Annotated in this window: 10 protein-coding genes; 2 read left to right on the top strand and 8 right to left on the bottom strand. The window is 51.4% G+C overall.

Translation table 11 applies throughout. From position 1 onward, the window contains the following. Window positions 1–126: 126 nt before the first annotated feature. The 4 genes from EYZ66_RS01285 to EYZ66_RS01270 all read right to left on the bottom strand — a co-directional run bounded on the left by EYZ66_RS01285 (window position 127) and on the right by EYZ66_RS01270 (window position 8577). Window positions 127–1368 carry a pyridoxal-phosphate-dependent aminotransferase family protein gene (locus EYZ66_RS01285; protein ID WP_009575872.1) on the bottom strand — a complete coding sequence of 414 codons (1242 nt, stop codon included), beginning with the start codon at window positions 1366–1368 and terminating at the stop codon, window positions 127–129. 910 nt (window positions 1369–2278) lie between these two features. Continuing rightward, window positions 2279–4666, bottom strand: a complete 2388-nt coding sequence (locus EYZ66_RS01280; RefSeq protein ID WP_160195557.1) for a pyruvate formate lyase family protein — start codon at window positions 4664–4666, stop codon at window positions 2279–2281. A 244-nt stretch (window positions 4667–4910) separates the two neighbouring features. Then, complete coding sequence (locus EYZ66_RS01275) at window positions 4911–5933, bottom strand: AraC family transcriptional regulator (RefSeq protein ID WP_009577079.1); 1023 nt, start codon at window positions 5931–5933, stop codon at window positions 4911–4913. A 235-nt stretch (window positions 5934–6168) separates the two neighbouring features. Continuing rightward, entirely contained in the window at window positions 6169–8577 is a 2409-nt protein-coding gene (locus tag EYZ66_RS01270) for a pyruvate formate lyase family protein (protein ID WP_216090320.1), read from the bottom strand. A 559-nt stretch (window positions 8578–9136) separates the two neighbouring features. Between EYZ66_RS01270 and EYZ66_RS01265 the strand changes: the two genes are divergently transcribed. Together EYZ66_RS01265 and EYZ66_RS01260 are read left to right on the top strand one after the other, a co-directional pair. Further along, window positions 9137–9697: a hypothetical protein gene (locus EYZ66_RS01265; protein ID WP_160195556.1), complete on the top strand. Its 561-nt coding sequence runs from the start codon at window positions 9137–9139 to the stop codon at window positions 9695–9697. Between the two features lie 41 nt (window positions 9698–9738). Next, window positions 9739–11142: a wax ester/triacylglycerol synthase family O-acyltransferase gene (locus tag EYZ66_RS01260; RefSeq protein WP_009577220.1), complete on the top strand. Its 1404-nt coding sequence runs from the start codon at window positions 9739–9741 to the stop codon at window positions 11140–11142. 8 nt (window positions 11143–11150) lie between these two features. Here the strand turns inward: EYZ66_RS01260 and EYZ66_RS01255 are convergent, their stop codons facing one another. The 4 genes from EYZ66_RS01255 to fdxA all read right to left on the bottom strand — a co-directional run bounded on the left by EYZ66_RS01255 (window position 11151) and on the right by fdxA (window position 14637). Beyond that, entirely contained in the window at window positions 11151–11888 is a 738-nt protein-coding gene (locus EYZ66_RS01255) for a hydratase (protein ID WP_009577221.1), read from the bottom strand. A 26-nt stretch (window positions 11889–11914) separates the two neighbouring features. After that, on the bottom strand, window positions 11915–13123 hold the full coding sequence (locus tag EYZ66_RS01250; protein ID WP_235714749.1) for an iron-containing alcohol dehydrogenase: 1209 nt from the start codon (window positions 13121–13123) through the stop codon (window positions 11915–11917). Window positions 13124–13166: 43 nt separating this feature from the next. Then, the gene (locus EYZ66_RS01245; RefSeq protein ID WP_216090319.1) at window positions 13167–14144 is read right to left on the bottom strand and encodes an NHL repeat-containing protein; all 978 of its coding nucleotides are present in this window, start codon (window positions 14142–14144) and stop codon (window positions 13167–13169) included. Window positions 14145–14313: 169 nt separating this feature from the next. After that, a complete protein-coding gene (gene fdxA, locus EYZ66_RS01240) occupies window positions 14314–14637 on the bottom strand; it encodes a ferredoxin FdxA (RefSeq protein WP_040817928.1) in 324 nt (107 codons plus the stop codon). Window positions 14638–14732: the final 95 nt, after the last annotated feature.

The following is a 14732-nucleotide window of genomic DNA, read 5'->3' as shown; positions in this document are numbered from 1 at the left end:
TAAAAGTTGTGACTTGCCTAGGCAACAAGCCTTATCAGCCGCTGAACTAGCAGATTAATCCATACCACTGGCGATTTAATCGCTATCAGCCGAAACAACCGTGGGCCAGCAATACCTCGATTCTAGTCAGGCTACGCAATCTACGGGAAAATGCTTGTCCATCACTTCTCCAACGCGAGCGCGATCCACATCGCATCCCATCTCAAGGAGGACATCCATAAAGCGGCCAACGATATCCCTGACGGCCCCAGCATTTAGCTGATTGAGTATTCCAATGCGAACCTGTATTGGCTCGGACAATGTCGGCCAGAGACCAAATCCATTGGCTCGGCACAGCTCGACCAATTCCCCTTCACGCCCTGACAAATCCGCGGGCAAGTTCAGCACGACCAAGCTGCTCATATCCGAGGTAACTTCGCATCCCATAGTAGTCACTGCTTCCCTCAAGGCGACCTCGTGCTTACGATATGACTCAGCGCGCTTCTGAAGACCCTCCTTCAATGCCAACCGCAAAGACTCATGAAAGGCGGCCACGGCATAAGGTGAGTGCGTTCTATGATAAGTGCCTTTCTCGACGTCCTGCCCTCCAATGATCCCCCAGTGTCGCGCCTCAAAGATCGGATGGTGGACGTACGTATAGGCACCATTTTTTATTAGCGTATCAATATAGACATCGCGGAAACTTACGGGTGCATAGGTCAGGGGAAGGCAGCAAAGTCCCTTCTGGGGGCACGATGCCCACGCTACGACTCCCGGGTAATCGTCGATTGCGAATGCCTCCACCCCAAAGGAGGAGACTGCATCTACCAATCCCATCACTCCATGACGTTTACATGCATCCGAGAAAGCCCGGATATCGTTGATGCGCCCAGACCCAGTCTCCCAGTGAGCCATGAAAGCCCATTTGGGCTGGTGTTCCTCAAGTGCAGCGTCTATACACTCTTCAGACACAGACTCCCCGTGTTCCGCTTTAATAACAACTACACTTTTAGCCAGCGGGTTGAGCGAATCCTCCGCCAGTTCATCAGGGGTTGCCGCCTTTATTCTGAGAGTGAGTGCATCAATACTAGAGAATGTTCCGTTGCTAAAGGCAACGACTTTGTCACCAGGCATAACTGCGGAAAACATCGCATCAAGTCCACTCCAGCCAGTGCCAGCCACTGCGAACGTATGTATGTTTGTGGTACCCCAAAGTTCCCGAAGCATGTGCTTACATTCAATCAATCCTCGTAACACATCACTCTGCATATGATCGGCAACACCGGCTGTCGCGAAGGCCTGTAGCACCCTTTCATCCGTGTGGCCTGGCCCCGGACCTGCCGCCAACGTTTGCGGAATCTCCAACTTTGGATATCTATCAATCGCCATGTGCGGTGCCGCTCCCATATATAATTTTCATGCCGTTCTCTACGCCGTGCCTGCCCATTGAAATCAATGCAAGGCAAGTGCCGACAATACGCTCGGCGCACGTAACGGGTGATCAGCGCGTTTTCCCACAGATACGGGTGGCGAACTGATCCCCCGTCAAACCAAATATCGCATCGAACTGGTAATTTCCATTATGCGGGCAAAGAAACGAATGATTTTGGAGATCAATTTTAGACCGTAGTGTTCAATACAAAGGAAACAGGCACCGCAATGTCGCGTCGTCCTGTATTGACGAACGCTATTCTGCTCACTTATATCCGAGCAACCAACGTACAACCTAGGAGGGTCAGCCGCCGATCTGAGGTGTGTGAATTGCCAACGGCAAAATCTACGCTGTCTTATTGTTGGGTGGCTAAGTCTCAGCTTTTTGCCTGGTTGGAAGAACCCCAGCAACGGAAAGCAGAAGGACTAATCCATTCGACCAAATCCCACTGCTGAGACGAAAATTCACATGATATTTGTCCAAAGCATGAAATTTGAATCTGCCATGATCAGAGCTAATCTGGATATCAACTGCTCGCAGTGGCGGGCCCTTGCGGACACGTTTTCGCCCTAGGTTCGAAGAAGAGATCTGTTGCAGCAGGTTATAGGGGTATCTTCGCACGAGACAAAACAATGGGATCAGGTATTCTGTTGTCAGCGGTGTATGGCGCTACCCTGAGCTCGGACTGACCAGAACTGGAACTTTCGAGTGTTTCACTTAGCTCAACACCAAGTACCGCTACAACTCAAGACAGATTGATATCTCTTCTATTGAGGTAGGCCTGCGAACTGCCCAAGGTTCAGCTCGCAGGCACACTTTGGTAAAACTCTACGAACAGAGTTAAGGTAGGACAAAAGTAGTCTCAGCTCAGCCCCTGTTACTACTACGCGATATCACCTCATCCTGCATTTCAGGTGATAGATCGTTGAAGTATGCCGAGTAGCCCGATACCCGAATCAGCAGGTTGGGGTGCAACTCCGGGTTGTCCCGTGCTTCAATCAGGATTTTCGGATCCAACATATTGGCCTGCACCTGCATGCCGTGGCGCTTGAAGTACACTTTGTACATGCTACCGAGTGCACTCTTGCCATCGTCACACTCATAACTCGAGGCATCCAGCTTGATATTGAAGTTGATGCCGTTGGCAAACTTCTTGTAATCGATCCGGTTCATGGAGTTCAACAACGCAGTGGTACCTCGCTTGTCCGCTCCGTTTTCAGGCGCAAAACCCGAGGCGAAGGTCTCACCAGCCCGGCGACCGTTGGGTGTAGCGCTAGTCAAACTGCCAAAATGCGTATGGGAAGTATTGGAGTACACGCCCGCCAGGTACTGGCCGCCACGGGTATTCTTGCCCAGCGCGTGAATGGAATCGGAGTAGTGATCACCGACCCACTTCATCCAGGCATCCGCCTTGGGAATGTCGTTGCCAAATTTATCGATGCCTTCCAGCCTGGTCCGCACAACCTCATCCGAGAGGTTGTCTTTCAGGTGCGCAACCAACTCCTCAAGGGTGAGCCACTTGTCCTCGAACACAGCACTCTCAATGGCCCCCAGGGAATCGGCCACGACCGCCATGCCGGTGCCCTGGATACCGGAGAAATTGTACTTCGCGCCACCCTGCGTAGAGCAAACGCCCTGCTCCAGGCAGCCTTCGAGTGTAGCGCTGGTAAGAGGGGTGGGGTGGTGCTTGGCGTGGAACTGTTCACACTTCTGCAAATCCGCGTGCAGCTTGCCCAGCTGATGCTTCACCTGCACCTTGTAGGCGTCCAATACGTCATCCATGCTCTTCATGCTGGAGACCGGGGGTGTCTTGACACCGATCTGTCGGTCAGAACCAAACTGGCACCCCTCGTTGAGCGCCATTTCCAGGGCCAGGACCATGTTGTACATCCCGGCGTCGGTGGAACCCAGGGTCTTGCCCGGCGCCGTGGGCTCAACACAGCCGATGGCGACATAGTCCCTGGCATCCTCCAGGGAATAACCGACATTCATCATAGACTCGATGATGGTCTCGTCGTTATACATGGCGGGCGCCGAACCCGGGCCGAAGTTCACCCGGATGACCTCATCGTAGAATGCCTTGGGTGTGTTCTCGTGAATACGGACGTGGAAGTTGGGCTGACGCATGCGTAACTCATCGGCGAGCTCCAACATAATAAAACTCAGCTCATTGGTCGCATCGTTGCCCTCGGAATCCTGGCCCCCGATGGTAATGACTTCCCAGCTGGTCATACCGCCCAGCATTGCGCCGGTAGTTTCAGACCATACGGGAATCGTTTCACAAATTTTCACACAGAAAGCGCCAAGGAGTTCCTTGGCCTCCTCCCGGGTGATGACGCCATCTGCCAGGTCCTGCTCATAGTACGGATTAAGGAACTGATCTATACGACCCGGGCAGGTCGTCTCCCCAATAGTTTCCTGGAATATCGCGATATGTACTAAGGTCATACATTGGACCGCTTCGTAAAAGCTGGAGGCTCCGTGACGAGGCACGCGGGTACAAACTTCCGCAATTTTTTCCAACTCCTGACGACGCACAGGATCCCTTTCATCGCTAGCAACTCGCGTGGCCTCCGCCGCATAACGGTCACCAAATTCACCTAGTGCCTCCATGGAGATCTTCACGCCACGGTAGAATTCGAGTTTTTCCGGATCAGTGGTTTGTGCCTCGAAGGCCTCCACCTCGGCGATGATGCCCTCAGCACCCAATCGAATAATCTTCTCGTAGCCAGGTGCCAGGTGCGCGATTCCTCCAGCCTCATACAATTGGTACTGCAGTGCCTCGCCCTGCTCTTTCGCAAAACGCGCACGATCTTCGTTGTTATCGAATGCAAGAACTGCTGTGTTTCTTGTGAGCCAATAAGGGATAGTTAATGCCAGTTTAATCCGATCAAGAAATTTGATATTGAGAGGGTTAACTCTGCGGGTGGGGATCTTGAAGATTTCCATCATCGGCGCAATGCCGGTCATCTCGGGATAAATGATGCCGCCGACGCGATGGGCAGTGAAGTTGCCGACGACAAGCTCCTCCGGGTAGATTTCCACTGTCTTGTTTCTCAAAACATGGCGGGTAGCCTCGGCGATAAACACGGGGCGGGACTTCGCCTTATTGTTTTTGTTCTTGCTGAACTGTGTCCAGAGCATCGCGCGTTCAATACAGACTGCGTACTCCTCTGCTTGCACTGCCTTCTTCAGGTTCGGCACCCTTGTAACGGCCTTGGTAGTCGATTTCTGGGGATCCACTATCGCATTCATCTCGCTCTCCTCACATCTATGTCGGTTATCCAGCCTTAGCTATGCCACGGTCTGGCACACAGGTAAATGTATACCGCCCTCAGCAGGCTGTCAGGGCAGAATGGCTTAAAGTTCCGGCGCCTGCAGAAACAAAGATGATATTTCTCCATTAATTTTCTTTATTATCAATAAGATAGGACTGGCAAATTAGCTCAACACCAAAAACAATACATGGCTCTTTACGTTAGAATTGCCCCCTATTCTGTTACTGATACCTTTGCCTAAAATCCGTAAAACTGACCCCCGCCTCCTTCTTGAATAATCGGCCGAAGCTGTTTACATCACGAAATCCCAGCCTTTCGGACAATTCCGACATGGAACATTCCGTGTGGGCTGCCTCCCAGAAAGCCTCATCCATGCGATACATGGTGAGCTCACGGCTAAAGGAGGTACATGCCGCCTGCAGGTATCGTTTTAAGGTGGGAAGCGTCGTAAAGAGCTGTTGTGCACACTCCTCCTGCTTATAGAATCCACGGGAAAAGAGCGTCCGCAGTTCATTCAATCCGCCCTTGTTGGCCGGCAGCTGATTCAGTTGTGCCTGCAATACGCGCCGAGTTGCATTAGCCGACACCGGATCGGCATTCGGAATAGGCAATGCAAGAAGATCTTTGTGAATCCATATCTGGTCTGCATGTTGATTCCATTCTATCTGGCCATCAAAGAACTGCCGCCACTCTTCTGCATAATCCGGTGGCGAGCCTTGCACCCTCACAAATAGTGAACTGGTGTACTTCCGCGCCGCCTCGCCCCCAATCTGGAGTACAGACTGGAAAAACATTGAGAAATACGCTTCCAGCGAATGTCTCAGAATCGGGTCACGTGTGAATTCAGGATGGATAGTTAGGCAGCAATACTCGTGAGTATCTCGGCGCTGAACATAAAAGATTGGGGATACAAGTAATGGATAGTTCTCCTGGATATCAACCACCTGCTCCCAAGTCGAGCAATTTAATGCAAGTAGACCGAGAAGCCCATGCGAAGCTACGGGAAGTCGAAGCCCAAACTGAAACCCCCAATCGCTTGCGATCCCTGCTACGACATCGGCGATTAGTTGATACTGTTGCCATGTAATGTGCAGATCGACATCATCGATATCTTGTAGACTGAGACCGGCGCCGTGTAGCAGTTCTTCTGCAGATAGCCCAAGTTCAAGCCCATACTCATAAAGATGAACTGGATGTAGCACCCAGGGAAATAGGGAGTCCTGGCCACCTATTAACTTTTTCATTTTTATTCAGGCCGCTATCAAAACCAATTATGCCACGTGTAAGTTGGCCATGGGGTTTATGTAGAAAATACTAATGTATACGCTAATTGTCGCTCACGCATCTAACAACTTTATTGAGAAATACTGCGCTTCCAGTCGTCGAAAGTAAAGTCAGAATCAACATCACGAACACTTGTTTACTACATAAAAAAGCGGCGCCCGAAGGCGCCGCTAAAGGCCTCTTTAGCAGCAAGAGTTAACCTTTGTTTGAGCTGCGCCCGATAACTTCATCCTGCATTTCCGGCGACAGATCGTTGAAGTACGCCGAGTAGCCCGATACCCGGATCAGCAGGTTAGGGTGCAGCTCCGGGTTGTCCCGCGCCTCAATCAGAATCTTCGGATCCAGCATATTGGCCTGCACCTGCATACCGTGCCGCTTGAAGTACACCTTATACAAGCTGGCTAGCGCATCTCGTCCCTCTTCACAGTCGTAACTGGAGGCATCCAGCTTGATATTGAAATTAATACCATTGGCGAACTTCTTGTAGTCGATGCGGTTCATGGAATTCAACAACGCAGTGGTACCTCGCTTGTCCGCGCCGTTCTCCGGCGCAAAGCCTGAGGCATACGTTTCACCCGCCCGACGGCCATTAGGCAAGGCACCAACCAGGCCACCAAAGTGGGTGTGTGAGGTGTTGGAGTACACGCCCGCCAGGTACTGGCCACCGCGGGTATTCTTGCCCAGGGCGTGAATGGAATCGGAGTAGTGATCCCCGACCCACTTCATCCAGGCATCCGCCTTGGGAATATCGTTGCCAAATTTATCGATGCCTTCCAGCCTGGTCCGCACAACCTCATCCGAGAGATTGTCTTTCAGGTGAGCGACCAGCTCCTCAAGGGTGAGCCACTTGTCCTCGAACACAGCACTCTCAATGGCCCCCAGGGAATCGGCCACGACCGCCATGCCGGTGCCCTGGATACCGGAGAAATTGTACTTCGCGCCTCCACTGGTCGAACAAACACCCTGCTCCACACAGCCCTCGACCATGCTGCTAGTCAGTGGGGTGGGATGATGCTCGGCGTGGAAACGTTCGATCGCTTGCAGGTCACGGCGTAGCTTGCCCAGCTGATGCTTCACCTGGGTATCGTAGGCGGCAACAAAGTCGTCCATCGAGCGCATTTCACTAACCGGAGGAGTCTTCGCTCCTATTTGCTTCGAGCTGTGGAACTGTTTGCCTTCGTTAAGGGCCATTTCCACCGCCAGAGGCATGTTGTACATCCCGGCGTCGGTAGAAGCCAGTGACTTGCCCGGCGCCGTGGGCTCAACACAGCCAATGGCCACATAGTTTCGAGCGTCCTCCAGTGAATATCCCACGTTCATCATAGACTCGATGATGGTCTCGTCATTGTACATCGCGGGAGCGGACCCAGCACCAAAGTTGATGCGAATCACCTCGTCGTAGAATGCCTTGGGTGTGTTCTCGTGAATACGCACATGGAAGTTGGGCTGACGCATGCGCAACTCATCGGCGAGCTCTAGCAGAACGTAGCTCAGCTCATTGGTCGCATCGTTGCCCTCGGAGTCCTGGCCACCGATGGTAACTACCTCCCAGCTGGTCAGCCCACCGAGCGTGCTGGTAGCGACGTCTGAATGCATAGGGATGGTTTCGCACAACTTGACACAGAACGCCCCCAGGATTTCCTTGGCCTGCGCACGATCGATACGCGCTTCTGCAAGGTCCTTTTCATAATAGGGTCTCAGGAACTGGTCAATACGGCCCGGGCAGGTCGTTTCGCCAAGCGTTTCCTGAAAGATGGCAATATGGGCAAGTGTCATGGACTGCACTGCCTCGTGGAAGTTCGTTGCTCCCTGCCGTGGTACACGAGAGCACACCGCTGCAATGTCCAGAAGCTCTTGCTTTCGTACCGGATCGCTCTCCTGCACCGCCATTGCCTTGGCCTCTGCCGCATAGCGGTCGCCGAATTCCGCCAGTCCACTCATGGCGATCTTGACTGACCGGTAGAAATCCAGCTTTTCAGGATCGCTGGTTTGAGCTTCCATGGATGCCACTTCATCGATAATACCTTGCGCACCAACCTTGATCAGCTTTTCGTAGTCGGGAGCGAGGTGAGCAATGCCACCAGCTTCATAGACCTGGTATTGGAGCGCTTCACCCTGCTCTGCAGCGAAGCGGAAGAGATCTTTCATGTTGTCAAATGCGCGGTAAGCTGCGTTCTTATTGAGCCAATAAGGTACCTTGGAGGCCAGTTTGAACCGATCCCAGAGGCTGATCTCGAGCGGATTAACTCTGCGCTTGGGTAAACCGAACGCCTCGACCATTACCTGAATACCGGCGAGCTCGGGGTAGCAGAACCCTGCCACGCGCTTGGAGGTGAAATTTCCGACAATCAGTTCACGGGGGTAAATTTTGACACTTTTGTGATTCAGTACATGGCGGGTGGCCTCTGCGATACGAACAGCAGGGGTCTTGCCCCTATTGCGCTTGTCCTTGTCGTACTCCGTCCAGAGCAAGGCGCGCTCAATACAGGCGCCATTGGTTTCGCTCTGGACTGCCTTTTTTAGGGCTTCAACTCGTTCACTCGGCGGCTGGGCACAGCGGTCAGAGTTCGCGGCAATAAGATCTTTATTGATAGGGGCATTCATTCTGATGTCCTCACACATTGTTTCATTGTCCAGGCCTTAGCCATGCTGCAGGCTGTTATGTGGCCCAAATGTATATCGCCTCATAAATAGTGTCAGGGCAGAATGGCTTAAAGTTAATGCCTATTTTGTGATGGATAGACCAAGTATTAGTTTTTTTGTATATATATCAAAATGTTAAAAACTACATTTTGGCTCACGCACTCACGCAACGCTCTTGTAATATCGTTCGGATATTCGGATATTCTGGTGCAATTCAACTAAAATTAGCATTCGTAGCGCAGCTCGAGGGCTGCATTACCAAAATGGATTCTTAAGCATTTCGAATCCTATATGGGTTACTCAACGTACCAGAACTAACTAGTCAGAAGCTATGATTGTCCAACTCTCTATTTCTCATGATCTCAGTCGATGGCTGGGGATGGATTTGCCAAGGCTCATGCGCAGGGGGAGTGACGTTATCGGCGCGCAGCGGATCGCCAATACTGAGGATGTGGTGAGCTGGCAATGTCATCTAATCACAAGTAGTCAAAGCCATAGTCCGTACCACACGGTAGTGGCAGTGCAACCCGTTAGTCATTATGCGTTATTGATTCCTTACCTACACCGCCCTACTCAAGACCAGTTCGCCGGCGATCTGATTTATCGCTGGGGCAATGAACTAATGCATAGGATGGTCGACACCAGAGCTATCCAACAGTCTGACGTAGTAACTGTCGCCGAGCAGTTCAAGACCAGTCCCCGTAGCATCGAATGGTACCTAAATAGCGATCAGGACCTGTTGGAGCGGGCCAGCTCCACCGAGCAGTGGATAGATGGTTACCTGGACGCTTTTGAACTGAACTATCTAGAGGAGGACCATGCAATCGACGTGGGAGCTCACATCAATAGTCAATCAGTGACCAAGGATGGCATGCAAGATGATGACTCTGCGGTTGTGGGCTTCGTAAATGACGGGCTGTATCGCTTTGCAAATGGCCTCTGCACCAGATTGTTTAAGAACACTATAGAAGGCAACTATCCCTACCCATGGACGGAGGCTCCACCCTGTGAGGTTATCCAAGAGCCTGTCGAAGAAGGTGGCGCCGAGCTCTTCTCGATTGACCATCTAAGCACTAAGTAGGGATCCATCGAACTTTCGATCGTGCCATATGGATATTCGACATGAACAAGTCTAAAGCACTGGATCCAACAAGTGCCGCATTTCTCTTCACCGAAAAGAGAACTACGCCTATGCACATCGCCGTGCTTGGCATCTATAAGATACCGAAAGGTTCCGATGAGGCGAAATTCCTGCAGCGCCTGGTAGATACCGTTGGTGATATCGAACGCTTTCGTTTCCCTTTTGGCAGCCGCCTGCATTCATCCCTAACAGGGCCAAGCTGGATAGCCGATGACGACATCGATATTTCCTACCACTTGCGCCGGTCCGGCCTCGCAACGCCTGGTGACTTTGAACAATTGTTTACGCTTGTATCTAGGCTTCACGGAACATCTCTGGATCGCGAGAGACCTTTATGGGAACAACACCTGATTAACGGCCTGGAGGGTAATCGCTTTGCTATCTATACAAAGCTTCACCACGCAGCCATCGACGGAGTGGGCATGGCCAAACTCGGCCAATCCATGCACTCGACAAGAAAGTCCGATCGCTTAAAGGCCTCGCCATTCTGTCACGGGCTACAAACAGAGGCGTCGAAGGGTGCATCTGGAGAACCCGCTCAACCTGTGTCTATGCCGGATCTAAGAGTGGGTTTAGAGGTCTTAAAACAAGCTGCTGGAAGCACCACGAACATATCTTCGGCTATGTTGAAGTATCTGCAGGGTTATGTCCGACCGGGTGATCTCACCGTGCCCTGGCAGCACAGCGGCCCCACCCCATTGAATACCAAAGTCGGTGCTCCACGATCATTCAATGCAAGCTCATGGGAACTTGATCGTATCAGACGACTTGGAAAGACGCTCGGAGGCACAATAAATGACGTTGTGCTGACTGTGTGCTCAGGCGCAATTCGGAGTTATCTAAAACAATGGCATGAGCTACCGACACGACCACTAACCACCATAGTTCCGATTTCCCTGCGAGACAAAGGCGATACAGGTAGCGCAAACCAGATCGCATTTATCACCGTAAACCTTGCTACCGATGTTGAAGATTCCGAGCAGCGCTTTAGGGATATCCAGAGATCAGTGAAATCTGGAAAATCTCTCTATTCCGGGCTATCTGCGACTGAAGCCGGAGTATTCAGTGCCCTGACACAGGCGCCGGTGCTGACCTCATCCCTGCTAGGCCTGACACCAAAATACCCACACAGCAGCGTACTCATATCCAATGTACCTGGCCCCCGCAAAAAGATGTATATCGACGGGGCCGAGCTCGAGGCAAGTTATCCGGTTGCCGCATTACCAGAAGGCATCGCCCTAAATATCACTGTCTCCAGCTACGCGGGAAGATTGGACTGTGGCGCCATCGCCTGCCGGCGGTCCCTACCCGAAGCTGACAGAATCATTGACCTGATGGAGGATGCACTGGTTGATTTAGAGGAGGTCGCGGGAATCACCACCTAGAGGCTCGCTTAGTGCGACCTGCTGCTCATTGTAACCTCGAAATCGATGCGGCCCAGCGAGCCATAATCTACACTGTAACCACCAGTTAACATTGGCAGTCCACCGCCGCAGGTACCACATAGCAAGACTGAACCATCTTCTATCTGAAGACCACGTTTTCGAGCTTCGCTAGTACACCATTGCAGCGCCTGCTCTGGACCACCAAGGGAATCCATCGGAGAGGTTTCCATGATAGTGGACCCGTCCAGCTTAGCCGTCAGCTTTGAGTTTTTTATAGCATCGAAATCCACTTCCGACCAAGGCATCTGCTCCCCAACGAGAAAGCGATCAGCACCCAGGCTGGAAACGACCAGGTTTGCCGCCGTCATATCTTCGGGTCTGGAAAAGTTAACGTAGACAAATTCAATCGCTGGAGCCAAAGACTTTGGCTGTCCGTCAGCATCAAGAATGATGGCCAACTCACACTCGATCTGCGAGCCAGCCAGCAGAGGAATGCCGTCACCCAATATCAGCTCGCCCCGGTCATACACATAGCCAAGCAAAGCATGGTCAAGGCCAAAAAAAGGCTGTAGATCTGTATTCGTTAACCCTGCCTTCAATCCACGAATCTTCCTGTCACAAACACGCTCAGCAACAGATGGTAGTAATGCATAGGCATCGTCTAAGGTGAGGCCCTCTGGAAATTCCGAAAGTGGATTGTGGCCCACTATGTCGCTGGCTAGCTTTGCCTGAAACTCGTCATGCATATCCTGTGTCCTTTTATGTTCGTGATCTAAACGGCTACGAGCCCATTAACTATCGATTGCAAATCGGATTCATCCAGGTATCGGGGGACGGGATACATATTCCCCGCCTCGGCGCCGGCTGAGCGCACCACATCATCTTGTTTCTGTGGGGTGAAATTTTCGATCTGGAGGGGCATATCCATGGTTGAACGCATTTCGACAATCGCAGCTACAAATTTATTTGCCAGGATTTTATCGTTATCATCCGCCGCGCCGACCCCGACTAGTCTGGCAAGCTCAGCTAGTCGGGAGAAAACACAGTCGCCGTAAGCAGCAAGTACTTCAGGAAATACCATTGCATTAGCGTTGCCATGCGGGGTGCCGAAGAGTCGCCCCAGTTGGTGCGCAATAGCGTGGACATAACCCACGCCGGCGACTCCAAAGCTCGTACCGGCATAGAAGGAAGCAGTGGCCATGGCGTCCCTGGCCTCCATATCATCGCCGTTACGATATGCTCTTAACAGATAGCGAAAGATCAGATTAACAGCCAACCTCGCTTCTCGATCTGTTTTTTCAGTGGCCCCTCTACTGAGGTACGCTTCGACAGCATGTGTTAGAGCATCTATCCCTGTAGCTGCTGTGATCGAGGGTGGTAGGCCCTGCATAATCACGGGATCCAGCGCGATGTAATCGGGCAACATCTTACCGTCTGTGATCAGTACTTTTCGATGCGTGGCCGGGTCTGATATTACGGCAACCGGTGTGATCTCGGCACCAGTCCCAGCCGTTGTGGGTACTGCAAAATGTGGGACAGCGGGCTTATTACTTTTCGATACACCCTCAAACTTATCCAGAGATAAGCGGTTGTAGTGTAGTAGTGCCATCATCTTCGCTGCATCAAGGACCGAGCCTCCACCCACAGACACAATGGCGTCACAGCCGTTATCTCCGTAAGCCTTGTCCCCCTCGATCACCGCATCAAAATCAGGATTGGGCAGTACTCCATCGTACACAATGTATTCTACGCCTGCGGCTCTAAGTGAAGCTTGCATTTCATTCAGCAGGCCAGATTCAGCGAGGAAATTGTCAGTGACAAGAAGGACTTTACGGAATCCCAACATTGATATCTCGTTACAAAGGTGCAGTGAAGATCCCTCGCCTTTGAACACCATGGGGGACTTCTTGGGTAAAAATCGCAACACCCTGATTGCCCCGAAGGCTCTGATCATGAAATAGAGTCGTACTAAGAATTTCATTTGTAATTACCTAAATACTATGAATATTTTCTATATTCTGTTGTTAATGCAAGCGAACCAACTTTACTGGTAGACGACCTGACGCATTCCACTCGCAGACATAAACATTCTCGTCATTGTCTACACAGACGTCATGGCAGTGACTGAACAGGGGTACCTCCTGCCTGAGTTTTCGGACTTTTCCGTCTACGTACTCTGGCCCTATTCCTCCTGGATTAGAGACAACAACATTGTCTCTGTTGAGAATCGTTACAAATCCCGTATTTGGGGCATACAATTTATCTGACCAGCATACGGCCGCGTACAAATTCTCACCGTGAATTACCGGACGGCACATGTATGCGCCAGGAATATTGATGCTTTCGATATAGTCGCCACACAGGGTAAAACGCTTGATACAAGCGTCCTCGCGAGAAGTTACCAGTAAGGTTTGTTCTGCCCCTCTGGAATCAATAGCAATGCCGTGGGAGGAGTTGACGCTCTCCTCGTCTTCACCCCGCCCACCGAAGTGACTGATGTACCTGCCCTCTACATCGTACTGAATAATGTAAGATGAGCCATAGCCATCAGCGACGTACACATCACCATTCTTGGATACCGCTGTTCCTGTTGGTAGATACGCGCTACTGCCGGAATAGATATCCAGAAACTCTGGTGCGCGTATCCGCATCAAGATCTGTCCCCATAGTGTCGTTTTGTATACTGTCTGGGTCTTGTAATCAGTGATGAACAGCATTTCCTCATCTTCGCTGTGCGAGATGGTCAGGCCATGCGCTGCCTCTAGGCCGAGCGTCCAGGTGTCAATGAGCTCTCCAGAAGGATCGAGGATTAATATGTTGTTCCTGAAATCGTTAGTCAGCACGTAAATATGCCCTGCTTTACTGATCACCATTTCATGATGATCCCGCGAACTATCAGGCGTTAGCTCAATTCCACTCGCCCAATTTAAATCCACTCGATACAGAAATTGATTGTGACCAACCAGACTGCCATGTAACTTATCTCTTCGGTTTCGCCCCACAAAGTGCTTGCCCCGCGCAATCACCTTGGCCATCTTATCCATCTGTTCAAGCTTTCTAAGTCCATTGACGCTAGACATAGCTTAATACCTCAGAGCCGTTCCGCAGACACTAGTGAATCTACGTTATATGTTGATTTCAATGCGACGATTGCCACTCGCTATCGAGCCATCATCTCTCAAGATACTGGAGCTTGTTCGGTTTTCCAGTCCACTCTTCCGCGTCTGCTGGAGCTTCTTTCATTTCACTGATGTTTGGCCATACTTCGGCCAGTTCCGCATTGAGTTCCAGGAACACGGCCTGGTCTTCTGGCAGTTCGTCCTCAGAAAAAATTGCGTCCACAGGACATTCCGGTTCGCATAGCGCACAGTCGATACATTCTCCGGGGTGTATCACCAAGAAATTCGGACCCTCGTAGAAACAATCTACCGGGCAGACCTCAACGCAGTCCGTGTGCTTACACTTGATGCACTCTTCACCTACTATGAACGTCATCCAGTTTTCTCCACTAGCGCAGGAACAAAGTTATACAGTGGCGTCCCCGCTATAGAATTTCTCTGTTTCGTATACGTAAGGCGGTTCGTCTTCAT

Origin of the sequence: Aequoribacter fuscus (assembly GCF_009910365.1) — a bacterium.
Taxonomy (GTDB): domain Bacteria; phylum Pseudomonadota; class Gammaproteobacteria; order Pseudomonadales; family Halieaceae; genus Aequoribacter; species Aequoribacter fuscus.
Note: the sequence above shows the minus strand (reverse complement) of the source record. Positions and strands in the feature narration are given on the sequence as shown.

What these genes read in the sequence shown, in the direction of transcription:
- EYZ66_RS01285 (WP_009575872.1), bottom strand. Translation starts at nt 1,368, where the DNA reads ATGGCGATTGATAGATATCCAAAGTTGGAGATTCCGCAAACGTTGGCG.
- EYZ66_RS01280 (WP_160195557.1), bottom strand. Translation starts at nt 4,666, where the DNA reads ATGAATGCGATAGTGGATCCCCAGAAATCGACTACCAAGGCCGTTACA.
- EYZ66_RS01275 (WP_009577079.1), bottom strand. Translation starts at nt 5,933, where the DNA reads ATGAAAAAGTTAATAGGTGGCCAGGACTCCCTATTTCCCTGGGTGCTA.
- EYZ66_RS01270 (WP_216090320.1), bottom strand. Translation starts at nt 8,577, where the DNA reads ATGAATGCCCCTATCAATAAAGATCTTATTGCCGCGAACTCTGACCGC.
- EYZ66_RS01260 (WP_009577220.1), top strand. Translation starts at nt 9,739, where the DNA reads ATGAACAAGTCTAAAGCACTGGATCCAACAAGTGCCGCATTTCTCTTC.
- EYZ66_RS01255 (WP_009577221.1), bottom strand. Translation starts at nt 11,888, where the DNA reads ATGCATGACGAGTTTCAGGCAAAGCTAGCCAGCGACATAGTGGGCCAC.
- EYZ66_RS01250 (WP_235714749.1), bottom strand. Translation starts at nt 13,123, where the DNA reads ATGAAATTCTTAGTACGACTCTATTTCATGATCAGAGCCTTCGGGGCA.
- fdxA (WP_040817928.1), bottom strand. Translation starts at nt 14,637, where the DNA reads ATGACGTTCATAGTAGGTGAAGAGTGCATCAAGTGTAAGCACACGGAC.